The sequence below is a fragment of the Blastocatellia bacterium genome (genome assembly GCA_025055075.1).
Lineage (GTDB): Bacteria > Acidobacteriota > Blastocatellia > HR10 > HR10 > HR10.
Genome location: JANWYV010000053.1, coordinates 86,266 through 112,326 on the forward strand (window position 1 = coordinate 86,266; position 26,061 = coordinate 112,326).

23 protein-coding genes are annotated in these 26,061 nt (G+C 60.4%); 9 read left to right on the plus strand and 14 right to left on the minus strand.

Annotated features, from left to right (window positions below; genetic code table 11):
• Nucleotides 1-11 precede the first annotated feature (11 nt).
• From NZ746_12075 to NZ746_12090, 4 genes are all read right to left on the minus strand, one after another.
• On the minus strand, nt 12-989 hold the full coding sequence (locus NZ746_12075) for a ketoacyl-ACP synthase III (protein MCS6818093.1): 978 nt from the start codon (nt 987-989) through the stop codon (nt 12-14).
• Between the two features lie 61 nt (nt 990-1,050).
• The gene (plsX, locus tag NZ746_12080; protein ID MCS6818094.1) at nt 1,051-2,079 is read right to left on the minus strand and encodes a phosphate acyltransferase PlsX; all 1,029 of its coding nucleotides are present in this window, start codon (nt 2,077-2,079) and stop codon (nt 1,051-1,053) included.
• A gap of 1 nt (nt 2,080) precedes the next feature.
• The gene (gene rpmF / locus NZ746_12085) at nt 2,081-2,260 is read right to left on the minus strand and encodes a 50S ribosomal protein L32 (protein MCS6818095.1); all 180 of its coding nucleotides are present in this window, start codon (nt 2,258-2,260) and stop codon (nt 2,081-2,083) included.
• A gap of 42 nt (nt 2,261-2,302) precedes the next feature.
• On the minus strand, nt 2,303-2,830 hold the full coding sequence (locus tag NZ746_12090; GenBank protein ID MCS6818096.1) for a DUF177 domain-containing protein: 528 nt from the start codon (nt 2,828-2,830) through the stop codon (nt 2,303-2,305).
• Nucleotides 2,831-3,017: 187 nt separating this feature from the next.
• On the opposite strand from NZ746_12090, the gene NZ746_12095 reads away from it, so the two are divergent.
• The gene (locus NZ746_12095) at nt 3,018-4,301 is read left to right on the plus strand and encodes a dihydroorotase (protein MCS6818097.1); all 1,284 of its coding nucleotides are present in this window, start codon (nt 3,018-3,020) and stop codon (nt 4,299-4,301) included.
• Nucleotides 4,302-4,314: 13 nt separating this feature from the next.
• Here NZ746_12095 and NZ746_12100 read toward each other — a convergent pair whose 3' ends face one another.
• Complete coding sequence (locus NZ746_12100; GenBank protein MCS6818098.1) at nt 4,315-4,875, minus strand: sigma-70 family RNA polymerase sigma factor; 561 nt, start codon at nt 4,873-4,875, stop codon at nt 4,315-4,317.
• A 631-nt stretch (nt 4,876-5,506) separates the two neighbouring features.
• Between NZ746_12100 and groES the strand changes: the two genes are divergently transcribed.
• Both groES and groL read left to right on the plus strand, forming a co-directional pair.
• A complete protein-coding gene (groES, locus tag NZ746_12105) occupies nt 5,507-5,830 on the plus strand; it encodes a co-chaperone GroES (protein MCS6818099.1) in 324 nt (107 codons plus the stop codon).
• 29 nt (nt 5,831-5,859) lie between these two features.
• Nucleotides 5,860-7,482 (plus strand): chaperonin GroEL, encoded by a 1,623-nt coding sequence (gene groL, locus NZ746_12110; GenBank protein ID MCS6818100.1) that lies wholly within the window; start codon nt 5,860-5,862, stop codon nt 7,480-7,482.
• Nucleotides 7,483-7,556: 74 nt separating this feature from the next.
• Here groL and NZ746_12115 read toward each other — a convergent pair whose 3' ends face one another.
• Nucleotides 7,557-9,671 carry an acetate--CoA ligase family protein gene (locus NZ746_12115; GenBank protein MCS6818101.1) on the minus strand — a complete coding sequence of 705 codons (2,115 nt, stop codon included), beginning with the start codon at nt 9,669-9,671 and terminating at the stop codon, nt 7,557-7,559.
• A gap of 52 nt (nt 9,672-9,723) precedes the next feature.
• Between NZ746_12115 and NZ746_12120 the strand changes: the two genes are divergently transcribed.
• From NZ746_12120 to NZ746_12145, 6 genes are read left to right on the plus strand one after another with little or no spacing between them, the layout of a single operon-like run.
• A complete protein-coding gene (locus NZ746_12120) occupies nt 9,724-12,309 on the plus strand; it encodes a response regulator (GenBank protein ID MCS6818102.1) in 2,586 nt (861 codons plus the stop codon).
• A 3-nt stretch (nt 12,310-12,312) separates the two neighbouring features.
• A complete protein-coding gene (locus NZ746_12125) occupies nt 12,313-13,488 on the plus strand; it encodes a hypothetical protein (protein MCS6818103.1) in 1,176 nt (391 codons plus the stop codon).
• A 25-nt stretch (nt 13,489-13,513) separates the two neighbouring features.
• The gene (gene menC, locus NZ746_12130) at nt 13,514-14,626 is read left to right on the plus strand and encodes an o-succinylbenzoate synthase (GenBank protein MCS6818104.1); all 1,113 of its coding nucleotides are present in this window, start codon (nt 13,514-13,516) and stop codon (nt 14,624-14,626) included.
• Complete coding sequence (locus tag NZ746_12135) at nt 14,623-17,253, plus strand: hypothetical protein (GenBank protein ID MCS6818105.1); 2,631 nt, start codon at nt 14,623-14,625, stop codon at nt 17,251-17,253. The genes menC and NZ746_12135 overlap by 4 nt, the downstream gene beginning before the upstream one ends.
• Before the next feature lie 9 nt (nt 17,254-17,262).
• On the plus strand, nt 17,263-17,724 hold the full coding sequence (locus NZ746_12140) for an NUDIX hydrolase (protein MCS6818106.1): 462 nt from the start codon (nt 17,263-17,265) through the stop codon (nt 17,722-17,724).
• 25 nt (nt 17,725-17,749) lie between these two features.
• On the plus strand, nt 17,750-18,688 hold the full coding sequence (locus NZ746_12145; protein ID MCS6818107.1) for an ABC transporter ATP-binding protein: 939 nt from the start codon (nt 17,750-17,752) through the stop codon (nt 18,686-18,688).
• A gap of 3 nt (nt 18,689-18,691) precedes the next feature.
• Here the strand turns inward: NZ746_12145 and NZ746_12150 are convergent, their stop codons facing one another.
• The 8 genes from NZ746_12150 to NZ746_12185 all read right to left on the minus strand — a co-directional run bounded on the left by NZ746_12150 (nt 18,692) and on the right by NZ746_12185 (nt 25,854).
• Nucleotides 18,692-18,946 carry a hypothetical protein gene (locus NZ746_12150; protein ID MCS6818108.1) on the minus strand — a complete coding sequence of 85 codons (255 nt, stop codon included), beginning with the start codon at nt 18,944-18,946 and terminating at the stop codon, nt 18,692-18,694.
• 88 nt (nt 18,947-19,034) lie between these two features.
• Nucleotides 19,035-19,517 carry a ribosomal protein S18-alanine N-acetyltransferase gene (gene rimI / locus NZ746_12155; GenBank protein MCS6818109.1) on the minus strand — a complete coding sequence of 161 codons (483 nt, stop codon included), beginning with the start codon at nt 19,515-19,517 and terminating at the stop codon, nt 19,035-19,037.
• A gap of 106 nt (nt 19,518-19,623) precedes the next feature.
• On the minus strand, nt 19,624-20,667 hold the full coding sequence (queA, locus tag NZ746_12160; protein MCS6818110.1) for a tRNA preQ1(34) S-adenosylmethionine ribosyltransferase-isomerase QueA: 1,044 nt from the start codon (nt 20,665-20,667) through the stop codon (nt 19,624-19,626).
• A gap of 46 nt (nt 20,668-20,713) precedes the next feature.
• A complete protein-coding gene (locus NZ746_12165; GenBank protein MCS6818111.1) occupies nt 20,714-21,532 on the minus strand; it encodes a class I SAM-dependent methyltransferase in 819 nt (272 codons plus the stop codon).
• A gap of 24 nt (nt 21,533-21,556) precedes the next feature.
• Nucleotides 21,557-22,741 (minus strand): hypothetical protein, encoded by a 1,185-nt coding sequence (locus NZ746_12170; GenBank protein ID MCS6818112.1) that lies wholly within the window; start codon nt 22,739-22,741, stop codon nt 21,557-21,559.
• A 79-nt stretch (nt 22,742-22,820) separates the two neighbouring features.
• Nucleotides 22,821-23,657 carry a CPBP family intramembrane metalloprotease gene (locus NZ746_12175; protein ID MCS6818113.1) on the minus strand — a complete coding sequence of 279 codons (837 nt, stop codon included), beginning with the start codon at nt 23,655-23,657 and terminating at the stop codon, nt 22,821-22,823.
• Nucleotides 23,658-23,773: 116 nt separating this feature from the next.
• Entirely contained in the window at nt 23,774-24,433 is a 660-nt protein-coding gene (locus NZ746_12180; GenBank protein ID MCS6818114.1) for an isoprenylcysteine carboxylmethyltransferase family protein, read from the minus strand.
• A gap of 62 nt (nt 24,434-24,495) precedes the next feature.
• On the minus strand, nt 24,496-25,854 hold the full coding sequence (locus NZ746_12185) for an ATP-binding protein (protein ID MCS6818115.1): 1,359 nt from the start codon (nt 25,852-25,854) through the stop codon (nt 24,496-24,498).
• Nucleotides 25,855-26,061 lie beyond the last annotated feature (207 nt).

Consider the following 26,061-nt stretch of genomic DNA (forward strand, 5'->3'; position numbering starts at 1 on the left):
CGACAGCCCCCTCACCACCGAAGAACGGCCGCGCCGAAGGTGACGCCCGCGCCAAAGCTCGCCATCATGAGCAGATCGCCCGGCTTCACCCGGCCCGCGCGCACGCACTCGTCGAGCGCGATGGGGATGGAGGCCGAAGAGGTATTCCCCACGCGATGAATGTTCGAGTAGACCTTCTCCGCAGGCAATCCCAAGCGCTCGGCCACCGCTTCGGTGATCCGCTGGTTTGCTTGGTGCGGGATGAAGAGATCAATGTCATTGGGCGACATGCGCAGGTCATCGAGCACTTGCCGAGAGATCTCCTCCATGCTGCGCACGGCGACCTTGAAAAGCTCGTTCCCTCGCATCTTGATGTAGTGCAGGCGATTGGTCACGGTCTCGATAGAGGCCGGATAGCGCGTCCCTCCGCCAGGCGTATACAGGTAGTCCACGTAATCACCATCGCTTTGAATCCGCGCGGCCAGCAGCCCCCGCCCATCCTCCACCGGTTGGACGATCGCCGCGCCAGCTCCATCTCCGAAGATGACGCACGTCGAGCGATCCGTATAATCCACATATCGGGTGAGCAGCTCCGCACCGATGAGCAGGATCGTGCGCGCGCGTCCCGCCTTGATCATCCCCTCGGCGAGCGTCAGGCCATAAATGAAGCCCGAGCAGGCGGCGGCGAGGTCAAAGGCCGCCGCCCGCTTCGCGCCCAAAAGCGACTGGATGATGCACGCCGTCGCCGGCAAGGTCATGTCCGGGCAGACCGTCGCGCAGATGATGATGTCGAGGTCTTTGGCCTCTACGCCCGCCATCTCCATGGCATGACGCGCCGCGCGCGCGGCCAGCGTCGACGTGTATTCGTCCGGACGCGCCTTGCGCCGCTCCTTGATCCCCGTGCGCGTGGAGATCCACTCATCGGAGGTATCTACCATCTTCTCCAAGTCGGCGTTAGTGATGACCTCCTCCGGGAGCGCATGCCCAGTTCCCGTGATCCCTGCGTTCACCGTCTTCATGATCCTCCCCCTCGGATGAACATCCATGACCGACAACGTCTCCGTCAAAAGCTCACGACTTGGCTTCGATGCGTTCGCCGTCGGCCTCTTGCACTCTCGCGATTTCTCGTTCGATTTGCTCAGGAGCGCGACGCTCGACCAACTCCTTCGCGATGCGAATCGCATTCTTGATGGCCCGACTATCGGAGCGACCGTGACAGATGAGGCATACCTGTCGAACGCCCAGAAGCGGTGCCCCACCGGATTCGAAATAATCGAAGCGTCGGCGAAAACGCTCGAACGCCTGACGCGCCAACCACGCTCCGAGCCGTGTCCGAAACGTGCGCCGCAATTCCTGTTGCAGCGCCGCGCGGAGCAGGTCGAAGACGCCTTCGCTTGTCTTCAAAATGACGTTGCCCGTGAATCCATCGCAGACGATGACGTCCACATCCCCCATGTAGATGTGCTGTCCCTCGACATTCCCGACGAAGTGAAGGCCCGAGCGCTCCAATTGCTTATAGGCTTCGCGCGTCAATTCATTTCCTTTGGCCTCTTCCTCGCCGATGGAAACCAAACCGATCCGTGGGGACGCGATGCCCAGGATCAAGCGGGCATAAATGTCCCCCATGATGGCGAACTGCACCAGATGCGAGGGACGGCATTCGGCATTCGCCCCGACGTCGATGAGAACAGCCCTTTTTCCGGCGAATGTCGGCAGGACGGCGGCCAGCGCCGGACGATCAATCGAGCCGAGCGTCTTCAAGATCATTTTCGCCGCCGCCATGATCGCTCCCGTGTTGCCCGCGCTCACGAACGCGTGCGCATATCCCTCATGAACGAGTCGCAACCCCACATGAATTGTCGAGTCGCGCTTCTTTCGAATAGCTTGGGCCACCGGTTCGTCGGGCGTGATCACCTCGGAGGCATTCACGATCTCGATGCGCGCGTCCGCACCTTGCCGCCGCACCCGTTCGCGAAGCGCGGCTTCCGGCCCCACAAGCACGATCGTCAGATCCTGCTCTCGCGCCGCGCACACGGCCCCTTCCACCTCGGGCTCCGGCGCACGATCGCTCCCCATGGCATCGAGCGCGATGCGCAACATATCACTCTTTCACGGGAATGACCTCGCGCCCGTTATAATACCCGCAGCGAGGACACACGCGGTGCGGCAGCACCGGTTCTCGACACTGCGAGCACGTGGTGAGGTTCGGAGGGGTCAGGGCATCGTGCGCCCGCCGTTTCCCCCGACGCGATTTCGAGTGACGACGCTTCGGATTTGGCATCGTCGTAGACCTCCCGAAAGAATTCCCGCTGTGCGGCCGTCCTCAGGAATCTTCCATCCGCCGCTTCAGTTCCCAAAGGGCCGCCCAACGGACATCCACTGGCGGCGCACAGCGACAAACCTCGTGATTCAGATCCGCTCCGCACTGCGGACACAGTCCGCGACAGTTCTCTCGGCAGAGCAGACGAAACGGAAGGGCCAGGCGAATCTGCTCCCGCACGAGGGCATCAATATCAATCAGCTCGTTCTGGTAGAAGCCAAATCGGAGATCGCGTTCGGTCAACTGAACCTCCTCTTCCGGCGTGAGTACAGCCAGCGGGGCGTAGAGGACGTCAAAATCCGGAGTCACCGTGAATCGAAACGCCCTCAAACACCGATCGCATTGCGCCTCGACTTCCGCTTCGATCCGTCCCTCAATGCGGATCTCCAGACCAAGCCGCTGGAGTCGAAAGCGCACACGCGGCGGGGCGCAGAGCGCAATCTCCGTATCCTCCAGTTCCAATTCTCCGGCCGCGTATTCGTGCTCGACACACAGCTCGTCGTGTTCAAGCTGTGCCAGATCCACGTACATGTTCGAAAGCCCCGAATTATACTCGCCCCTTTTCTCGTGTCAATGCACCGGCGTCCACCTGCAGGTCTGCCCCTTGCTTGTGACCGCTCCGGCGACGGCCTTTAGGTTACCAGAAAAGGCGGAGAAGTTCAACCGGAAAGCGCGAATGTCTTGACCGAGGCATCGGTTCCCCCTATCATTTCTGCCGATGCGGGTGCTGATCAAGTCTGGGATCATTGTGGATCCCTCCGAGCGCTTGGAGATGAAAGGGGATCTCCTCATCGAAGATGGAATCATCCGGGAGATCGCCCCAGAAATCTCAGTCCCCGACGCACAGGTCCTCGACGCGAGCGGATGCATCGTCGCCCCGGGATTCATTGATCTTCACGTCCATTTGCGCGAGCCCGGTCGCGAGGACGTCGAGACCATTGAGACCGGCACGCAAGCGGCTGCAGCAGGAGGCTTCACCGCCGTCTGCGCGATGCCCAACACGCAGCCAGTCAACGATAATCGGGCCGTGACGCGCTTCATCCTCGAGCGAGCCCGTGAGGTCGGTGCCGTGCGCGTCTATCCCATTGGTGCTATCACACAGGGATCAAAGGGAGAAACTCTGGCCGAGATCGGCGAGATGCGGGAAGCCGGCATCGTCGCCATCAGCGACGATGGCCAACCCGTCATGAATGCTCAGATCCTACGTCGGGCCATGGAGTACGCTCGGCAGTTGGATATCCCCGTCATTGATCACTGCGAGGACAAGCATCTCTCAGCCGGAGGCGTCATGAACGAGGGGTTGTGGTCCCTACGCCTTGGGTTGAAGGGGATTCCCGCCGCGGCCGAAGAGGTGCACGTGGCGCGAGATATCATCTTGGCCGAGCTGACGGGCGCTCATGTACATCTGGCCCATTTGAGCACCGCCTTCTCCATCGAGTTGGTGCGCCAAGCGAAACGTCGCGGCGTCCGAATCAGTTGCGAAGTCACGCCCCATCACTTCACCCTCACGGAAGAAGCGGTCTGCACCTACAATACCAACGCCAAGATGAATCCCCCCTTACGAACGGAGCGAGATGTCCAAGCGATCCATGAGGCCCTCGCCGATGGAACCATTGACGCCATTGCGACGGATCATGCCCCGCATCATCCCGATGAAAAAGCCCTCGAATTCGAGCGCGCCCCCTTCGGCGTCGTGGGGCTGGAGACGGCCGTCAGCCTCGCACTTGACCGCCTCGTCCATCGGGGCATCATCGGATGGATGCGCTTGGTGGAGCTCTTCTCGACAAATCCTGCCCGTATCATGAACCTCCCCGGGGGGACATTGAGGTCAGGCGCCACCGCCGATATCACCATCTTGGATCCGACGCGCCCGTTCATCGTCCGGGCTGAACAGTTTCGCTCGAAGGGCCGCAATACACCCTTTGAGGGATGGCATCTCACCGGGACCATACGGGCAACCTTGGTCGCTGGTCGGGTGGTCTACCACGCGGACTTCCCATGAGCCGATCGCGCATTTAACGCCGCCGCTTCAAAAGCCGTCGGAGTCGCAGCCGCGCCTTGTGAAGCTGAGATTTCGTCGTCCCGACAGTGACCCCCAGCATTTGGGCGATCTCCTCGTGCCCGTAGCCTTCAATATCGTGCAGCACCAAGATCGTCCGATAGCCGATGGGTAAGGCCATTAGCGCGCGCTCCAATGCAATACGGTCTACGATCTGAGACATCCCTTCATCGGCTCGGCGAGTCTCCAGGAGAGCCTTCACCTCGGTATCCTCCATCGGCTCGTAGCTCGGTCGTCGCCTCCGAAGATGCATCAGGACGAGGTTCGTCGTCAGCCGGTGCAACCACGTCGTGAAGGCTGCATCTCCTCGGAAACTCCCGATCTTTCGATAGAGGTGGAGGAAGACTTCCTGGGTCAAATCCTCCGCATCAGTAACGTTGCCAACAAGTCGCAGGCACAACGAATACACTCGCCGGTGGTACATTCGATAAATTCGCTCGAACGCTTCCATCTTCCCCTGGGCTGAAGCTCGAGCCAATTCCAAATCTGACATAACCTGAGCCGCCGCCGTTGCCATATCCCTTCGCCCTCCTAAATAGATTCTCTTGCTTGAAGGTGGGGACCTCCATCGGAGGTCCCCGGAGGAGGTTTATGAAGAAGCTCGACGCTGTACGCGTCGGCACGCAGCGTCCTCAAATGAGAGACGCCCTACGGGATCGGACATTGTCCGGATCCCAACAGCGCGGCCAACGCCAGCAGAGCCAAAAGGAGCGTTGCTAAGTCAAGTTGTCCGAATTGGGTCCGCATAGTCTTTGCCTCCTTTCCTTAGAAAGTGTCACGAGCCCATTGGGCCTCATCATCGTGTCACTCCTGGGATGGGGCATGAGCCGCTTCCCAGAAGCTGCAAAGCAGCGAGCAACGCTAGAAGTAGCGTCGCCAGATCGAGCTGTCCATTCTCTCCTCTCATGCGCTCTCCTCCTTCGTTTCATTTTTTCAAACTGCACCCATAGTATATCATACTTTCTCAGAAAGTCAAGATGTAAAATTTAATCAAGCCATAGTAAATTATATTTAACAAACCTTGACACGGGAATCGAGCTTATACGAGGGATGACGATGGGCGCATCTTGACAGTAAGACACGCAGATTATATAATCTCAACTGAATCAAGTTTGAAAGGTGCGAAAACTTTAATGCAGGAGGTGGGTATGGCTTTGAATATTCGTCCCTTGCACGATCGTGTGGTGGTGAAACGGTTGGAAGAGGAGGAGCAAGTCCGCGGAGGGATTATCATCCCGGACACGGCGAAGGAGAAGCCCCAGCAAGGGGAAGTCGTCGCTGTTGGGAATGGGAAGATTCTAGAGAATGGCACGAAGATTCCCCTTGATGTGAAGGTCGGAGATCGGGTGCTTTTCGGCAAATATGCCGGGACCGAAGTTCGAATTGATGACGAGGAGTACCTGATCATGCGCGAGGATGAGATCCTCGCGGTGATCGAAACGGCCTCGAAGGCCAAGTCGGCCAGCAAATGAAAAACTTTTGAGGAGGAGGTGAATGGGATATGGCGGCGAAGATGATCGTCACGGGTGAAGAGTCGCGACAAGCTATTCTTCGCGGGGTCAACAAATTGGCGGACGCCGTGAAGGTGACGCTTGGCCCGAAGGGTCGCAATGTCGTTCTGGAGAAGAAGTTTGGTTCTCCGGTCATCACCAAGGACGGGGTGACCGTGGCGAAGGAGATTGAGTTGGAGGACAAGCTGGAGAACATGGGCGCGCAGATGGTGCGGGAGGTCGCGTCGAAGACCTCGGATGTGGCGGGTGATGGGACGACGACGGCGACATTGCTAGCGCAGGCAATCTTCCGCGAAGGAGTGAAGATGGTGGCGGCGGGAGCGAATCCGATGGCGCTCAAGCGGGGAATCGATAAGGCGGTCGAACGGGTCGTGGAGGAGATCAAGCGGATGGCCAGGCCTGTCAAAGGCGACATGATCGCGCATGTCGGGACGATCTCAGCCAATGGCGATACGATGATCGGGAATTTGATTGCCGAGGCGATGAAGAAAGTTGGCAAGGACGGCGTGATCACGGTCGAGGAGTCCAAGACGATGCAAACGGAGCTGGAGGTCGTCGAAGGCATGCAGTTTGACCGCGGGTATTTGTCGCCGTATTTCGTGACGGATCCCGAGCGCATGGAGTGCGTGCTGGAGGACGCGTACATTCTCATCCACGAGAAGAAGATCAGCTCGATGAAGGACCTGCTTCCGCTTTTGGAGCAGATCGCCAAAAGCGGCAAGCCGTTGCTCATCATCGCTGAGGATGTTGAGGGCGAGGCGTTAGCGACGCTCGTGGTGAACAAGCTGCGCGGGACGCTACAAGTGTGTGCGGTGAAAGCGCCCGGGTTTGGCGATCGGCGCAAGGCCATGCTTCAGGACATTGCGATCCTGACTGGGGGCAAGGCGATCACTGAAGACCTTGGCATCAAGCTGGAAAACGTCCGCTTGGAGGACCTCGGTCGGGCCAAGAAGATCGTCGTGGACAAGGATAACACGACGATTGTCGAAGGCGCGGGCAAGCCCTCGGAGATCGAGGCGCGCGTCCGTCAGATTCGAGCCCAGATCGAGGAGACGACTTCGGATTACGATCGCGAGAAGCTCCAGGAACGACTGGCCAAACTCGTCGGTGGGGTAGCGGTGATCAAGGTCGGCGCTGCGACGGAGACGGAGCTGAAGGAGAAGAAGGCGCGCGTGGAAGATGCCATGCACGCGACGAAGGCGGCTGTTGAGGAGGGAATCGTTCCTGGCGGTGGCGTGGCGTACATCCGCGCCCTGCGCGCTCTGGAGGACTTCAAGCTCGATGATCCGGACGAGAATGCGGGCGTGAACATCTTGCGTCGGGCGTTGGAGGAGCCGCTGCGCTGGATCGCGCAAAACGCCGGGTGGGAAGGTTCCATCGTCGTTGAGCGCGTGAAGTCGGCTAAGGATGAGAACTTCGGCTTCAACGCGCAAACGGAGCAGTTCGAGGACTTGGTGAAGGCTGGGGTCATTGATCCGGCGATGGTCTCCCGCATCGCCCTGCAGAATGCGGCGTCCATTGCCGGCTTGCTTCTGACGACTGAGGCGCTCGTCTCCGAGATCCCGGAGAAGAAGAAGGAGCGGGCTCCGGCTCCGGCCGAGATGGAGTACTGAGGCGGAAGGGCTAACGGGGGCGGGGCTCTCAGGAGAAGAGCCCTGTCCCCGTTTTTTCGTTGTGGGCCAGGATCCTATTTCAGCCGGATGCGAGCATCCACAGCCTTGCTGGCCCCTGGGACGGAGGACGCGAGGAAGGGATTCACGTCTAGTTCCGCGATCTCGGGAAAGTCCCCGGCTAATTGCGAGAGGCGCATCAGGGCTTCTTCCAGTGCGAGGAAATCCACGGGGGATTCCCCTCTGGTCCCTTTAAGGATGGGGAAACTGCGAATCGAGCGGATCATCTCACGGGCATCGCGATCGGTAATCGGCCAGACGCGGAAGACGACATCGGCCAAAGATTCCACGTAGATGCCTCCGAGTCCGAACATGATCAGCGGCCCGAACTGGGGATCTTGGAGGACGCCCAGGATGACCTCGCGACCGCCGCGGATCATCTCTTGGACGAGCACTCCATAAAGCGCCTCGTTCAACCCATGGCGCTCGACGCGTTCCATGAGTGTTTGGAAGCTACGAATGAGCTCCTCGTCCGTGCGCACGTCCACGATGACGCCACCGATCTCCGACTTGTGCGTCAGGGTGCGGGCGAGGACTTTCAGAACGACCGGGTATCCGATCTCGTGAGCGGCGGTCAGCGCATCTTTCAGCGTGCGCGCAAAGCCGAAGCGGCAGACGGGCACGCCGTAGGCGTCCAAGACAGTGAGCGCTTCGGCGGAGTTCAACTCCGTTCGTCCTTCTCGGCGAACGGTTGCGAAGATATGCTCGACGATCTCCCGTCCGACCTCGAAGGTGCGGATCTCTCCGTCCTCCCGATCGCGACGCTCTCGGTACGCGACTAAGGCTGAGAGCGCGCGGGCGGCGGATTCCGGGAACTGATAGATGGGGAAGGTGCGGCTCGGACGTTGGTGCATCTGGCGGAAGAAGTCCTCCGGCGCCATGAAGACGCCGAGCACCGGTTTCTCATGTTGGGCCGTGACGTCGGCGATTGCGTCGGCGATTTCGTGTGGATTCACCATGATCGGGGGGACGAAGATGACGATCGCGGCGTCCACGTTCTCGTCCGCGAGCAGGAGATCGAGGGCGAAGCGATAGGTCGTCGCATCGGCGCTCGCGATGAGATCAACGGGGTTCTCGACCGTGCATTCTTCGGGCAAGCGCGCGCGCAATTGCGCACGGGTGCGTGGCGCCAGCTCGGCGATCTTCAAGCCGAAGTTGACGCATGCGTCCGTCGCCATGATGGCCGGGCCCCCGGCATTGGTGAGGATGGCCACGCGGTTCCCGCTCGGGATCGGGCAATGGACGAAGGCCATCGCCAGGTCGAACAGATCTTCGATCGAGAGCGCGCGCAGTACCCCACATTGTTCAAGCAACGCCTCGGTCGCGATGTCGAGCCCAGCGAGAGCCCCGGTATGGGAAGAAGCCGCGCGCGCGCCAGCGGCCGTACGTCCCGCTTTCACGGCGATGATCGGTTTCTTCTTCGTCACGCGTCGTGCCAGTTGCGTGAACTTTCGGGGATTTCCGAAGGACTCCAAGTACATGAGGATGACGTCCGTGTGGGGGTCGTCCTCCCAATACTCGAGTAGGTCATTGCCGGAGACATCGGCCTTATTGCCCATCGAGACGAACATAGAGAAGCCGAGACCAAGACGTTCCGCCACATTCAGGATAGCTGCCCCGAGGGCACCCGATTGCGACGTGAATCCGATGCGTCCAGGCAGAGGACGCGTCGGCGCAAAAGTCGCGTTCAATCGCACGGTCGGATCTGTGTTGATGATCCCCATGCAGTTTGGACCGATCATGCGCATGCCATACTGTCGGATCTTCTCGACGAGCTTCTGCTCGCGTTCGAACCCTATGGGACCGGTCTCTTTGAAACCGGCCGTGATGACGACCAAGCCGCGCACGCCCTTCCGCCCACATTCCTCTACGACCCGAAGGACCTCCTCTTTCGGGACGACGATGATCGCCAAGTCCACCGGATCCGGGATGTCGAGAACGCTGGGGAAGCATTTGATGGAGTGAATGACCTCGGCGTGGGGGTTCACGGGAAAGACCTTGCCGTTGAACTCGTACTCGACAATATTGTGGAGGATCTCCCATCCGATGGATCCCTTCTTTCGGGAAGCGCCGATGACGGCGATGGAGCGCGGCTTGAAGATCGGATCGAGCGGATGTCGCTTTTCCGTCATAGCCGAGGATAATCGTATCCGAAGGGACGAGTCATGAGCAAGCGAGGGGGGATTGCCTGCACCTGGGGGCGTTGATACAATTCCCCCTGTGTCGGGAATGGAGAAGCTCGGCGAGAGCGTAGATTATCGCTATTATCTCGACCTCCTTCGTCGAGGCAAGTGGACGATTCTGGCATCGGCCCTGCTGTGTCTTGGTCTCGCCTTCCTCTCGGGATTTTTGCGGACGCCGCTCTATCAAGCGCAGGCAACGGTATCGGTCGAACTTCCTCCGGCGCCGGTTGACCCTACGCAAGCTCTGATGGCCCCACAGTACAATAGCTACTTCGACTACGAGTACTACTTTCAGACGCAGCTTCGCATTCTCTCCGGCAATACGCTAGCGCTGCGCGCCGCCGATGCGCTCGCGCGGTTGCCGCAGTATCAAGGGCGGCGGCGAGAGGAGCTAGCGGCGGAGCTTCAAGCTTCGGTCACGCCACGCCAGGTGGAGAACACGCGGATCATCGCCATCGCCGTGACGCGTGAATCGCCGGAGGAGGCGGCCTTGTGGGCGAACACAATCGCTGAAACATACATTGAGGCCAATCTCGAGGAGCGGAAGAAGAGCTTTCAGGAGACGATCGCCGCCTTGAAAGCTCTGCTCGAGCGAGCGGAAGCGAACCAGGCGCAAGTGATCGAGCGATTGCAACAGGTCGCTTGGGAGTTCGGCCTTGTCCCGACCGAGGCGACCGGAGGGAAAGTCGATACCAGTGCCCTAGAGGCGGCGACGCGGATTCTCTCAGAGGCGCAGCGGGAGCGACAGCAAGCTGAAGCGCGATATCAGCAGGCCTTGGCGGCGCGGGAGACTCCTCAACGTATCGCCGCTTTGCTCTCCGGTCCGAACGAACTCAGCGGACTTCTGGAGCGAAAGGCAGCACTAGAGCGGGAGCTGCGCGAATTGGAGCGAAGAGGATTCCTGGAACGGAACCCGCGCGTCGTTCAGCTCCGCGCGCAGTTGAGCGCGTTAGAGGAGCAGATCGCGCGAGCGACTGATGCCGCTTTGGAAGCACTCCGAAACGAGTTGGAGGTAGCCCGTCAAAAAGAGGCAGAGGCCCGACGCGCGCGCGATCTCGAGCAACGGCGCGTGCAAAGTGCCAGCACCGACCCACGGTTCCTCGATCAAATCCTACAGCAAGCGATCACTTCGGAAATCGCGCGTGAGCTGAAGCAGACGTTGAACCGCGTCGAGTTAGGGGGACAGCTCCTTCGCAATAACATCGCCCTCGTGGATCGCGCCATACCGCCGCGAGTCCCGCTCAATCGTCAAAGCCCGCGCGTCTTGCTGTTGGGGCTGCTCGGCGGACTCGTGCTCGGCGTGGGGATTGTGCTCGCCAAGGACTTCATGGATCCCACGATTCGAGATTCGGAGGAGATCGAGCGGCTTCTGGAACGGCCCGTGCTCGGAGAGATCCCCCATTCCGCCCGCACGGAGGAATTCGCTTGGCGCGAGGCCTTTCATGAGTTATGGACGAATCTCAAGCTTTTCCATCGCGGGCTCTCAGCGCCTGCGATTTTGATCACCAGCTCGGCGATGGAGGAGGGCAAGACGGCGGTCGCGTGCGAATTGGCGCGAACGGCAGCGGCGCTTGGCGCGCGCACGGTCCTTGTGGATTTGGACCTGCGTCGTCCGGATGTGCATCGTCGGTTCCCCGGACTCAAGCGTCGGGGACCCCAGCTTGGGGCCGTCTTGATCGTTGATGATGAGCCGGCGATGCGGCAGCTTCTCGCAGAAGGACTTGTGCTCCTTCAGCGTCGCGGGATCGGAAATGGATGGACGCTCGGCCCGCTTTTGATGGCGAAAGATGGAGAGGAAGCGCTGGCGAAAGTTCGCGACAATGAGGTCGCGGTTGCCATCGTGGACATCAAGTTGCCGGGGATGGATGGCACCGAGCTGCTGGAACGCATCAAGGGATTGAGCCCGCAGACGGAAGTCGTGATGATCACGGGACACGCGTGCTTGGAGACGGCCATCGAGGCCGTTCGTCAGGGGGCTGCCGATTATCTCACAAAGCCATTCGACATAGATGCCTTACGGGAAGCGGTCGAACGCGCGTTGCAGAAGCGCGTGCGACGAACTTTTCCGCCTTCGCCTCCGGAGGACAATGGGATCGTAGCTTATCTGACGGGCGAAGCCGAACTATCGGCGCTTATCTGCGAGACCGATGTGCCGAACCTGTATGTCATCCCTGTCGGTCGTCCTCCGCAAAACCCGTTCCTATTGCTCGATCGGACGATCTTGCAAGAGTTGGTCCGGGGACTTAAGGCGCAATTCGAGTGGATCGTCATTGATTCCCCACCGCTCACCGCGGTGAGCGATCCTATGGTGATCGCCTCCGTCGTGGATGGGGTCCTTTTCGTCGTTCGGTTCAATCACACGGATCGAAAGGTCGTACGGCGAGCCATGCAGCGGCTCACGCGGGCGGGCGTCCACATCTGGGGCGTGATCTTCAACGCCATTCGCCCAGAGGAGAGCCGATACGAGCGCTACTATTCCCGCTACGAGTATCATCCGCGCGAAGAAGGGGAATTGAGGAAGCCAGCGTGGCGTCAAGGGGTGGAGAGGATCTGGGCCGTTCGGCGAAAATGGCGCGCAGGGGGGTGAGAGATGAGTGCTTCCATCGTGACGGCATTACTCAGCAGCATTTTCGCATCGGTGGTCGTTCTCTCGACCGTCGTGATTCGACCTTCAGAGACGAGGCCGCCACTTGGGCCTCAAGGCGATCTGCAGCCCGTTCTCGCAGAGGATGAATGTTGCGGGGGGATCTCGCAAGGCGAATTCGCGCTTCAATTGGCGTGGGCCTTAGGTCTGGCCGAGCCACCCGAGGGGTGGACAGCCGCACGGGCGGCGCGCGAGTTGGAACGCTTGGGGCATCGTCCCGAAGGAGGATGGCGGCTTGCGGCCCCCTTGCGCGAAGACGATCTGATGCAAATGCTTCGCGGGACGCGCTTCGCTCAGCATCCGGCGGCGCAATCGGGGCAAGGGGCTGTCACACGCGCGCGCGTGCGCGCGATCTTTCGCGACGGGATGCCCGTCACTCAAGGACGATTCGCGCAAATGCTCGCGCGCGCACTGGCGCCCGATCGGCTCTTCACGGTCGAAGAAGCGGTCGCTTGGCTGCGCGCGCGAGGGCTTGCGCCGGCCGAAGGATGGGAGCCCGACGAATGGATGAGCGAGCGCAAGATGTGGGATGTCCTCTCGCGAGCGGGTTGGCCGGTCTCCTCCATCGTGCGAGTGATGCCGGAGATCGGCGAGCTTCCGGTTGATCACGCGCGCGCACACGCGCTCCTTTTCGAGCGGCGCGATCTGCCGACGCAGGCGATGCTCGCCATGCTCTTGGTGAAAATCTCCGGACTCGCTGCTCCTGCCCAAGGATGGACGTTAGCGGCGGCGCTCGCCGAGTTGGAGCGGTGGAATGCGCGCCCGGAGTATGGATGGACTCCATTGGCCCCCGTTTGCGAAGCCGATCTCGTGCGACTCTTGCGGCGCGCGGGCATCATCATAGAGCCTGTGAATCGGTGCCGCGCCGTCACGGCCGTGGAGGTCGAAGGGGAGGCTTCAGTTCTCGATTTCATGCGCGCGCTGAGCCCAGTGCCCCAGAGGCTGCGCGTGATCGAGGGTCCGATCTTTCGACCGCTCTCGGCGACTTCGTTGATCGTCCCATTGGCGCCGAGCACATTGGCGGGAAATGTTCCCGCACCGGCGACGCCTGTTCCACCGGAGATCGTCGGCCCGGCGATTCCCAGCGTCTATTCCGTCTCGCGGCCGAGGGCGGGATTTTAGACGGCGCTCTCTTTGAGAGGCGAAGATGAGGATTCAGCGCGTCGAGCTTCGGGAGATCCGCATGCGACTTCGCGCTCCGTTCGAGACGAGTTTCGGGCGCACCGACTGGCGGCGTATCTTGCTCGTTCGCATCTTCGATACCGAAGGAGAGCAAGGGTGGGGCGAGTGCACGGCTTCCGAAGAGCCATTTTACAATCACGAATTCGTGGATGGCGCGTGGTTGGTGATGCGCGATTTTCTCATCCCAATGTTGCTGAGACGCGAGTTCGCAACGGTTGACGAAGTTCCCGCGTTCTTCCGCGCCGTTCGCGGGCATAATATGGCCAAGGGGGCATTGGAGGCCGCGTGTTGGGACCTACAAGCGCGACGAGAAGGAAAACCGCTGTGGCAACTCCTCGGCGGCACGCGCGCGGAGATCGAATGCGGCGTCTCCATTGGCATTCAGCCTTCGCTCTCGGATTTGGTGAAAGCGGTTGAACGAGAGCTAGCGGCTGGCTATCGGCGGATCAAGGTGAAGATCAAACCGGGCCTGGAGCGAGAGATCGTGGGAGCTGTGCGCGCGGCTTTCCCCGATATCCCGCTTATGGCGGATGCCAATGCGGCCTACACGCTCGAGAACGCGGAGGTGCTCCGCGCGCTCGATGACTTCAACCTGATGATGCTCGAGCAGCCGCTGGCTCACGATGATCTCTTGGACCATGCGGAGCTGCAGCGGCGGATGCGCACTCCCATCTGCTTGGACGAATCGATCACGAGTGCCGAGAAAGCCCGGAAGGCGCTGGCGATCGGGGCATGTCGGATCATCAACGTCAAGCTCGGGCGCGTTGGGGGGTATACCGAAGCGCGACGCCTGCACGATCTCTGCTCCGCGCAGGGCATACCTCTCTGGTGCGGCGGGATGTTGGAGTCGGGCGTCGGGCGAGCGCACAACATTGCGCTCTCGACTTTGGAAGGTTTTTCTCTGCCGGGCGATGTCTCGGCGAGCCGGCGCTATTGGGAGCAGGACATTATCGAACCTGAGGTCGAAGTCACGCCGCGAGGGACGATTCGAGCGCCAATGGAAGCCGGGATCGGTTTCGCAGTGAACGAACGACTCATCGAACGATGGACCGTGCGCCGGGAGGTGATCGCGTCATGAAGGGGGATTCGCGTCAGAGGGTGCTTGGCCTTCTTCTGGTCTTCATCGCAGGAATGCCGTGGCGTTGGAGCGTCCGCGGTGAGCGAACTGAAGAGCTGTGGCTCCTGACGGATCGCGCGGTGTTGGTGAGCGATGATCGTGGGCAGACATGGAAGGGGGTATCTCTAGGGAACGGTCGACGGCGCCTTCATGCGCTGCGCAAGCGAGCGAGCGAGGGAGCATGGGTTGCAACTAGCGACGGGCTCTTCCGCATCGCCATGGTGGGCCGACGCGCTGAACGGTTGCTGTGGGAGGAAACGTTCTCCATAGCGGAGAGTCAAGGACGCCTTTTCGCCGGGACTCGGCGAGGGCTCTTGGTGAGCGATGACGGAGGGCGGCGCTGGCAACGCATCTCGGCTTTGCCCGATGGGCTCGTTCCCATAGCGATTGAGGTAGCACCGTCACATCCCGAGGTGATCTACATCGGGACGGTGCGACACGGCGTGTATCGCAGCGACGATGGAGGGAGAAGCTGGAAGTCGGCGAGCGTGGGGCTGCCTCCAGCCATCGGCGCGGCACCGTATACTCCCGTGCGGCAATTGGTCGTCCATCCGAGCGATTCGCGCACCGCGTATCTCGGGAGCGAAGCGCACGGCGTCTACAAGACGACCGATGGGGGAGAGACATGGCATCCTGTGAACGTGGGCTTGTCCTGGCGGTCCGCCTATCCCACGTTGCCACCGCTTCTCGCCATCAACCCAGAAGATCCCGAAATCGTCTACGCGCTTATCCGGCGCCGCCTCGATTCAGCGCGCGTCGAGAACGCTCTTTATAAGAGCGCGACCGGAGGCCAATTCTGGCGCGAACTCACTGGGCTCTCGGCGCACCACATCTTCCGCGGGCTGACCATTGATCCTCGACAACCGCGTCGGTTGCTGCTGACGCATACTGAGGGCGTCATCGAAGTCTTTGACCATCCCGCGTGGGACGTCTTCTTCAAGACCCCTGCGCCGGAGATCCGCGCGCTCGATGTTTCGCGCGCCACTGCCTCAAGGAGCTTGGTCGAGATCGTCGGCCAGATCTCAGTCATGACGGCCGATCGTGAAGTCTTTCATGAATTCGATCTGGATCGCCGGAGCCTTCAGTTCACCCCCGTTTTCGACACGAGGCGACGGTTTCTCGGCTACGACGTCTCTTTCGTCCCCTTGGCCTTTATCCTTGAGGGGGAGCGGGTTCGGATTGAGGACGAGGGATTTCTCGAGCGATCGCTACCCTTCGCCTTCTCTTTTTACGGTCAGACCTTCACAAGCGTCTTCCTCAATGCCAATGGGAACCTGACCTTCGGGAGTCCCGATCCCGATCCGACGCCAACCGAATTGGAGTTCGTGACGAAGCAGCCGCGGATTGCTCCACTTTGGCTGGATCTCGCCCCTTCTAGGGGCACCGTTCTCATCTGGGAGGAGTTCGACCGCGTCGTTATCACATGGCGCGATGTGCCGGAAGTACCAGAAGTGGAGATCGCCGAGGCGCTCCTTCCACGAAACACGTTCCAAGTGGCGCTCTTTCGCGATGGACGAATTCTGTTCAGCTACAACGGCGTCGAGTCGGTGAGAGGGCTTGTGGGGATTTCGTCGGGCAATCGCCAAGCATTCTGGCGCGTGAAGTTCACCGCGGACATCTCGGCGGATCCTCTGCGGCCGACGTCCTTTCGTCCACCATGGCGTCAGGGCGACCTGCCGATCGGCGAGCTGTTCCGCGCGGGACTCCTGCTCCGAGAGGTCGCGCGGCGCTTCTTCACCCGGCATCCCGATGCGTTCGATCTCTTGATCATCTATGGAGCGAGCACCTTCGAACGTTTGACGATCACCGGACGCGTCGTCCAAAGAGGAGCCTTCACGCTTCCCGTCGCCGCGTGGGTGAAGAATGAGATCGAGGGGCTTGGGCTCCCCATCTTCGACGACGCAGCGACGTTCGGCAGTGCGGGCCGATTGCGACTGGTTGTGAATATGGACCTGCTGCGATCCTATCCGGCGGATCCGTTGGAGGAATTTCTCGGCACGAAATCGGCCATGGACATCCTCGCCCAGATGGTCGGACATGCCTGGGGAGCATATGTGCGCTTCGATGACGGCGGCGTGTCCAGCGATGCTCTGCTTGCTGGAACGGAGAGGTTCACCTGGAGTTTCTTCCTCGACACGGATGCGTCGGAACTGGACGGGCATGATTGGGAGATCCTTTCGGGGAACCGCTTCCGCTCCGTGGCGGCGAACGAGCGATACAGCCCCCTCGATCAATACCTGATGGGGCTTCGCCCGCCGGAGGAGGTCCCTCCCTTCTTCTTGATCGAGAACCCGACGGAGACGGAAGGACGCACGCGGGGAAGCCCGCCCGAACTCGAAGTGGTCGTAAGGGGTTCGGCCCGCACGATCACGCTCACCGATATTCTGCGGGTTGAAGGCCCGCGACGGCCGGCCTATGTGGAAGCGCCGAAGGTCTTTCGCGCGGCGTTCATCCTCATCGTCCCAGAGGGATTTCCGGTGACGGCCATTGATTTGAACAAAGTCGAGCTTTTTCGTCGCACCTTCGAACTGTTCTTCAAGCAGGCGACCGAGGGACGGGGACGCCTTGAGACGGAAGTGATCTTTTGAGGAAAGGGCGTGAGGACGCTTCGTCAAGTCTCGGCCGGAGGGGTCGTCTATCGCTGGACCCAGTCGCGTCCGGAAGTCATCCTGATCGCGCGGGACCATGGGAAGGTCTGGTGCTTACCTAAGGGATTGGTGGAACGCGGAGAGGGGGTGCAAGAGGCAGCACTTCGCGAAGTGCGAGAGGAAACCGGTGTGCGCGGCGAGATCGTCGGGAAGCTGGGTCAGATCAATTATTGGTACGTCGGTCGAGAGGGGGAAGAACCCGTTCGGTTCTTCAAGACGGTCCATTTCTATCTCATGCGGTATCTCGAAGGGGATGTGCAGCGGCATGATTGGGAAGTGGAAGATGCGCGATGGTTTCCTCTGGAAGAAGCCATTGCGCGCGCCACATACAAAGGCGAGCGAGAGATTCTGGAGAAAGCCCGACGGATGATCATGGAGCGCCCTCCCGTCGCCGTGCGGTCATCGAAGTGACCTCGTGCCTCTTGAGGACAGCGAGATGACGGAACCTATTCTTGTCGTCGAGCACCTCACACATCAGTACGGAGCGCGCATTGCCTTAGACGATGTGACGCTGCAGGTATGTGAGGGGGAGATCTTCGCCTTGCTCGGACCCAACGGTGGGGGGAAGACGACGCTCTTTCGAATCCTGGCGACTCTGATGAGACCGACCTCGGGGTGCGTCCGCCTATTCGGGGACGACGCCCTGGCGCACCCGGAGCGCGTGCGACGGCACTTGGGCATCGTCTTCCAATCGCCGAGCGTGGATGGGAAGCTCACGGTGCGAGAGAACCTGCGCCACCAGGGACATCTCTACGACCTTTGGGGGGCGAACTTGCGCCGGCGGATCGAGGCGTTGCTCGAACGTTTCGATCTTCGGGATCGGGCGGATGAACCTGTGGAGCGGCTCTCGGGAGGGTTGCGACGCCGCGTGGAGATCGCGAAGGCGCTTCTGCATGAACCCCCACTTTTGCTTCTGGATGAGCCGACGGCTGGGCTCGATGTGCGCGCGCGTCTGGAGCTGTGGTCGTATCTGCGGACCCTTCGCGAGCAGCGATCGCTCACTATCGTCTTCACGACGCATTATCTGGAGGAGGGGGAGCAGTGCGATCGGGTAGCCATTTTGGATCGGGGACGGTTGGTGGCGCTTGAGGATCCGGAGACCTTGAAGGCGGAGATCGGGGGCGATGTGATCTTCGTCGAGGGGCGCGAACTCGAATCTTTGTGCGCGGAGATTCGGGCCCGATGGGGGATCGAAGCGACGCTCGTGGATGGCAAGCTTTGTTTTCGTCACGAGCGCGGACATGAATTCCTCGCGCGCTTGGTTGAGGCGTTTCCCGGACGCATCGTCTCGCTCATGGTGCGGCGGCCAACCTTGGAAGATGTCTTCATCCATCGAACGGGCCATCGGTTCGAAGAGGGCGCGCACTTGCGGTGAGTGTCATCGCTCTCGGCGCAGGGCCTCGACCGGATCCAAACGAGCGGCTCGGAGAGCTGGAATGAGCTCGGCGATCAGACCCACGCCACTGAGGATCAGCAGCGTCGCGGCGAGCATCGGAAGCGACAGCCCGAGCTGAATATCTCCCTGACCCGATGGATCCTCAAACAGTGGGCCGAGAAGCGGCAGCGTGCCGATCCCGCGAATGAGCGCGACGGCCACGAGCGCGCCGAACATTCCATCGCTGAAGACGATCATCAACCCTTCAAGGGTGAACTGCCTGAGGATATATCGGTGCCATGCTCGAATCGTTTTGCGAATGACGCTTGTAGGAGGGTCTAAAGGATCACATCCATTCGTCGTAGAGGGAAACGGGAAGCGGTTTCGTCATCAGAAGCGCGTCCTCCCCATTGGTGTAGTAGCGCGGCAGCCGTTGGGTGACCGTGTAGCCCAACTTCTTGTACAAGGCTTGGGCGGCATAATTGTCCGCACGGACTTCCAATCGAGCGATCGTCGCCCCATGCTCGCAAAAGGCGTCCTCGATGGCTTCCATGAGTAAACGTCCGAAGCCACGCCGTCGCCACTGCGGATCGACACCGAGCGCGATCACGTGACCGACGCCACCGGACTCGATGCTCCCGATGACGAAGCCGACCATGCGCCCATCGGGCAATTCGGTCTTTCGCGCGATGACCAGGGGATTGGTCAGGAGATAGTGAAGCGTGTCACGATCATACGCCTCTCCATCAGCAAAACAGCGTTGATCGAGCTCCCAACACTGATCGAGATCGCGAATCGTCATCGGTCGAATGGAGACCTCGCACACCATCTCGTCTCTCCCTTCCGGCCCATCCGCGCGATCGGACGAAGATCTTCGCGTGGCCGTTCCACCACGCGGAGACAATCATACGCTTCGGATCGAGATGGAGCAAGCATCAACGAATGAACATAGCGTCGCCGTAGCTGTAGAATCGGTAGCGCATGGCGACGGCATGCTCATAGGCACGCAGGACATTCTCGCGGCCGGCAAAAGCGCACACGAGCATGAGCAAGGTCGAGCGCGGCAGATGGAAATTCGTCACCAAGCCATCCACGACCTTGAAGCGATAACCCGGGTAGATGAACAACTCCGTCCACCCGGCTCCCGCGCGTACGAAACCTTCCGAATCGGCAGCGGATTCCAACGCTCGGACACTTGTCGTTCCCACGGCGATGACTGGGCGTCCGCTCCGTCGCGCTTCATTGATGGCTTCGGCCGTCTCCGGAGGGATGAAGAACTCTTCGCCCTCCATGCGATGCTTTTCGATTTCTTCCACGCGCACTGGCTTGAACGTCCCGTAGCCAACATGAAGCGTCAGCTCGACGATCTGAACGCCGCGCTCCCGAAGGGCCGCGAAGACGCGCTCCGTGAAGTGGAATCCCGCCGTTGGTGCGGCGACCGATCCACGATGTTTCGCGTAGATGGTTTGGTAGCGGAGCAGATCCCGCGCGAACGAGGTCGGATCCGATCGTTTGATGTATGGGGGCAGCGGCGCGACACCAATGCGGTCAATCCACGCGTCCAACTCCTGCTCGGGGCAGAGGAATTCGAGGAGGCGCTTCCCCTCCGCTTCAACAGCGAGGATACGCGCTTCCAAGCGACCTTCGTCGAACACCAACTCGGTCCCCGGTCGGGCGACGCGCCCCGGCTTGATCAAGGCTTCCCACCGCGTCTTCTCACGTCGTCTCAGGAGCAGCACCTCGACATGGCCCGTGAAGCCCTTTCGCTTTCCGAAAAGGCGCGCCGGGAAGACGCGCGTGTTGTTCAGGACCAGGACGCTCCCTGGGGCGACTTCCTCCGGGAACTGATAGAAGTATCTGTCCCAATAGGCTCCCGTCCTCCGATCCAGGACGAGCAGGCGCGAGTGATCGCGCTCCGGAAGCGGCTCCTGCGCGATCAGCTCTTCGGGCAAGGTGTAATCGAACTCCGAGAGTTTCATAGGCACTCCTTTGGCGAAAAGTGCTCGCTTTTTGAGACCACCGATCTCATCCCTTTCGACCGAGGGCGAGCGTCGCCTTGACGGAGAAATTAAATTCGGCACGATGCCGCTCGCGCTCAATGATCCGCGCCATCTGGCGCTGAACGCGTTGGCGTGTGATCGCGTCAGGTAGGAAGGTGAGCCACTGCGGGAGGAAGTAATCCTCGATGAGCGGCGACTCAAAGAAATCCGTGGCCGTCTCGAACAGGAACTCCTCGCGCTCGACGAAACAATGCGGATAGCGAAGCCCACAACGAGCGAAGATCTCCTGAACCTCCGTCACTGTCGGCCATCGTGTGCTGAGCGCTTCGACGTGCGCCGCATATTCATCGAGCCCACAACGATGGAGCGCTTCCCAGAGGATCGAGTAGCACTCGTCGAAGCTGCCTCGCGTGATCAACTTCAGAGCAACTGTCGCTTGATATTCGGCGACGCGCGCCATTTCGGACACCATCGGCGCGATGTATGGGGGAGGAAGCAGCGTAGCATCGCCGATGACCAATCCGTAAGACTCCGCCTCAAGCCCGAGGTTCGTGGGATCTTTCTCCAGGAACGTGAGGTTCTGCAGTCGCTTGATCGCCGCCTTCGCGCGCGCGATCTCCACCATGATGGCGTTGCGCTCGGTCGCGACGACTTCTCCCCTCATCCCGATCCGAGATGCTAAATCGAGCGCCAAGCCTCCCGTTCCACTGTTGACTTCGAGTATCGTCCCTTTCGTCGGAAGGGGGACGTGCTTCTCGACCATCTCATCGAAGGGCTCGCGCCAGATCGGGGCGATGTACACATCATACCGATACGCGAGTTCCCTCGGCGATCGGTTCATCATACGGCTCCCGAAGCTGAAATGGAATCAGATCATGCGTCCGTAGGAGAAGACCAGGCGTAATCCCAGCTTACGCGCATGCTCCTGCACTTCCGGACGAGCGCGCCGGCAGAAGCAGACGGGGAAGATCTCACCAATGAGATGCTTCCTGGCTCGTTCCACCAGCTTCGCGAACCGCTCGACCTCGCGGATCGTGAGGTTGTATTTGGCTTCGCCCACGATCCAGATCACTCGGCCCGGACGCGCCGGATCCGTCGCCCGGCCGAAGACGTTGATCTCCTCCACCCGATCGTTCCACCGCTGCCATGTACGCTCCAAGGGCCCTACGTCCCATCCGAACTCGCGCTTCAGGACGTCGTGCAAGACAATATAAGCAAGGTCTTCGAGGTCTGCTCCGAGTGTCTCGCTCAATCCTCCGACTTGCTTGGCCAGATGCCGCAGTTCCTTTTGCATACGGGCTTGCTCTTCGGCAAGCGCTTTCATCGCTTCCCGCAACTCAGCCTGTCCCCGCGCCAATTCCGCCGTGAGCTCTTCCAGCCGTCCTACGCGTTCTTCGGTGCGTGCTTGAGCCTCAGCCAACTGTTGAACGATGGCTTCCAATCGCCCCATCCGTTCTTCCGCCCGCGCTTGCGCTTGAGCTAACTCCTGTACAATGGCCTCCAATCGTCCCACGCGCTCTTCGGTGCGGGCTTGAGCTTGGGCGAGTTGCTTGACGATGGCCTCCAATCGGGCGACCCGCTCTTCAGTTCGGACTTGAGCTTGGGCGAGCTGCTCGATGGCGGTCTCCAATCGTCCCACGCGCTCTTCGGTGCGGGCTTGAGCTTGAGCGAGTTGCTCGACGATGGCCTCCAATCGGGCGACCCGCTCCTCGGTGCGGGCTTGAGCTTGGGCGAGCTGCTCGATGATACCCACGAGCTGCTCCGCTGCGTGAGCCAATCGTTCGATGACGATCTCCGACTGCTCCACGCGTCCTTCCGTTCGAGCTTGCGCCTCGGTCAATTGAGCGAGAACGCCCTGGGTTCGCTCAAGAAGTGTAATGACTCCCTCGACGGCTTCGCGCAGAGCGTGAAGTGATTCAGAGAGCGCTCGCTCCGCTTCCCGTGCGATGAGCCGTTCGATCGTATCAATCAACATCTCGGCCGCGGCTGTCCCCATCGCTTCTTCGAGACGCTTTCGCAACTCTTCGCGTTCTTCTGGCCTCAGGGTCCCCATCCGTCTCCTCCTCTTTGGGGGATTTTATCATGTCGTGTTCGGGCTCGCCATCATGCCCACGCAGCAGAAGAATGGAGAGTCACTCGTTAAAAGCATATCCGCTCAAGATCAGGAAGGCCCCGATGGCATTGTAAATCAGGTGCGTGACCACGCATGGCAACAGTTGTCCCGTGTAGGCTCGAATCAGCGTGATGACGAAGCTGAGCACGGTCACGGCGACCAAGATGAGCGTGCTGGCGCTATACTGTGGATAATGCACGACAGCGAACAGAATCGTAACGAACGCGATGGCGCGCGGACGTCCCAGGCGAACCTGGAGCGCCGGGTAAAGGACGCCACGATAAACCAATTCCTCCACAAGGGGAGCCGTCCCCACGGCCAGAAGAGCGATGACCACGCGCACATGGGGTGAGATTTGCAGCAGGCGATCGAAGGCCGTCTCCCGCGAAGGCAATAGCAGCGAGAGCGCGAAAATGAATCCATAGAGACCTCCGACCGTCAGCACGACGTGACGAAAGCGAAATCGTGGATGCCAGCCCCAACCGAGCGTCCGGAGGAAGGGTCGGCGTCGCCCTTGGGTGACGACAACCCAGCCGATCAATAGCGTGAGCAGATGAGCGAAGAAGAGCATGGAGACTTGGACGAGCGTTCCTTCCGGGCCATGCAGGCGGTCCAAGTCCGCTGGCGAATAGCCGCGCGCCGTCGCCCAGAAGAAGACCCCGAGGGCCGGAAGGAGCGTGATCGCGAAGATGAAGAAGATCCAGAGCGCGAGTGCGGCTGCGAGTCCCCAGGGGAGAGGTTCCGAGGGGGAATGAGGCGGTTGCGCCTCACGCTGCAGGCAGATCGGGCAAAGCGTTTCCGCCTCGGCCTGAGCGAGAGGCCGTCCACAAAGAGCGCAAACCCGTGCCTCCATCATCTTCGTGAACGAAGCTAAATCTTAGACGGGAAGGCCTGCAGCTTCAAGAAGACGGCGCTTCGGGCCAGCATCCACGAGCCCGCAAGCCGATCCCTTAGGGGGCTTGGCAAGAGGGATCAGTAAATTCGCGGGATGAGGCGTGCCGTTCGGCGTTTGTATGCGGCATATTCTGGGAACGTACTTTCCAGGATCTGCTCTTCATACCGCATGCGCATGAGTTGGGCGAAAAGGAAGAGGACAAATAGCAACAGCGCGAACCCGGAGAATGCCTGCAAGATCAAGCCGAATCCGGCGAGGATCTCGCCGAGATACATCGGATGCCGGACAATGCCGTAAGGACCGCACGTAACGAGTCTCCGCGCCTCGGGGAAGATACTGAAGGAGCGTCCGAGCGCGAGGAGGGCCGCGATGGTGATGGCGCTGCCGGAAACCATCAAGATCGTGGCGCCCATCGTTTGGAGCAGCGTCGGCTCGGTATTCGGGAAAACCGCGATGAACGTCAGGAGGAAAGAACCGAACAAAGCCATCAGGCGAGGTCGCACACCTGCGCTCTTCCGGATCGGTTGCGGGCGCGAGATGAAGAGCACGGTGATGAGCAGCAAGAAGAAGATGACCGAGAGGTGATAAGCGATCTGCGCGAGCGCGGTCGCTCGAGCGAGCGCTCCAGCATCGCTCGGCGGAAGAGGGAAGAGATTCGGGAGCTTCAATAGGCGCGCCAGCGCGACCGTGAGGAAGAAGGTCGCCGGGAGTATCCGCGTGATCAACAGGATCCGCACCCCCTCGTCCAAAGGGCCAAGGGGCGCCACGCGCGTGGGCATCGAGGAGGTTGGAGGCGAGCTCATAGTGGGAGAAAGATCGTCACAGTCGTCCCTTTGCCCGGGCTGTTTTGAACGGTGATCTCCCCGTTGTGCGCTTCGATGATACGGCGCGCCGAAGCCAGTCCGAGACCAGTTCCGAAAGGCTTCGTCGTGAAAAATGGGTCGAAAAGCCTCTCCATATTGCCGGAAGCGATACCTACACCGGAATCGCGGATGGCGATGCGCACGAATCGTTGGTGTGAACGGTGGGGAATCTCACCGAGATCGGTAGTGACGACGAGCTCCCCCGCTTCGGGCATCGCTTGCACCGCGTTGAGCAGGAGGTTCCACAGGACTTCCTTGATCAAGTCGGGATCGACGGAGCACAACGTGACGGACGGGGAGAATTCCTTACGGATGCGGATGCGCGGATTAAACTGCGGGTCTTTCTGAAGCAGATCGAGCGCTTGCTCGATCACATCATGAATAGGGGTGAGGACGGGCTCCGGATCCGGCATGCGCGCGTAGGTCAGGACCTGTCGAGTGAAATCGTTCAAGCGCTGCGCTTCCGAAGAGATGAGCCGCAAGAGCTCGCGCTCGTTCTCGTCGGCGTGGGGGCGGAGTTGCAACAACAGTTCTGCTGCGTTAGCGATCGCGCCCAAGGGATTTCGAATCTCATGGGCGAGGATCGCGGTCATCTGGCCGATGTTCGAAAGCTGGTGCGCTTGCATCAGCTTCCGTTCCGTTATCATGAGCCGTCCCCTGAGCTTCTCCACTTCGCGCGTCAACTCCTGAATGCGCGCTTCGTAGGCCTCTTCTTTTTTATGGGCATCGGTCTTGTCGAAGAAAGCCGTCACGACGCCGATGATCTCGCCCGCATAGCCGCGCAGAGGCGCTGCCCACCCGATTAGCAGCCGTCGTTCGCCTTCGGGCGTCAGAGCGCGCAGATCCTCAACGAGGACGGGCGCACCGCTTTTGACGGCCCGCAAGGAGGGGAACCATTCGGTAGGATAGATGCCGATGTCCGGGTGGTAGAAGCCATAGAAGTCCGTGCAGTTGAAAAGCGTCGAACGCGGCTCCAACCGTCGGCCGAGCAATTCTTGTAAAGCGCGGTTCATTGAACGAATCCTCCCCGACGGCCATTCGGCGATCCAAACGGGAATGGGAAAATCACTCATGAGGGCGTCCAGACCACTGAGCAACAACTCGTTCGCCTGATAATGGACATGCGAGCGATCTGTGGGCTGCTCCCCCTCTTTCTGTGTTTCTGAATCCGAACGGTGTTGGAGCAATTCCTCCTTGAAGAACGATCTCCCAGCAAGGAGAAGGAAGGGCACCAGTGCCCAGAGGCCCTGACCCGCGTTCCCCAGCAAGAGACACCCCTCTTGTGCGATGCTCATCCCCCATCCTCCCCACTGTAAGCTCCGCGGCTCTCAACGGCTATTTGGCCCTATTTTCTCCTTCCCGTCAATGCGGCGAATGCCGTATTTTCGATAAGGCGAGCATCCGATGGTAAAGCTCACGCGCGTTGTGGGGACGTCTCGATAGGCTTACTCGACGAAGGGCCAGAGCTGAGCTAAGATTGAGGGGGTTTTCCCGTAGCCCTT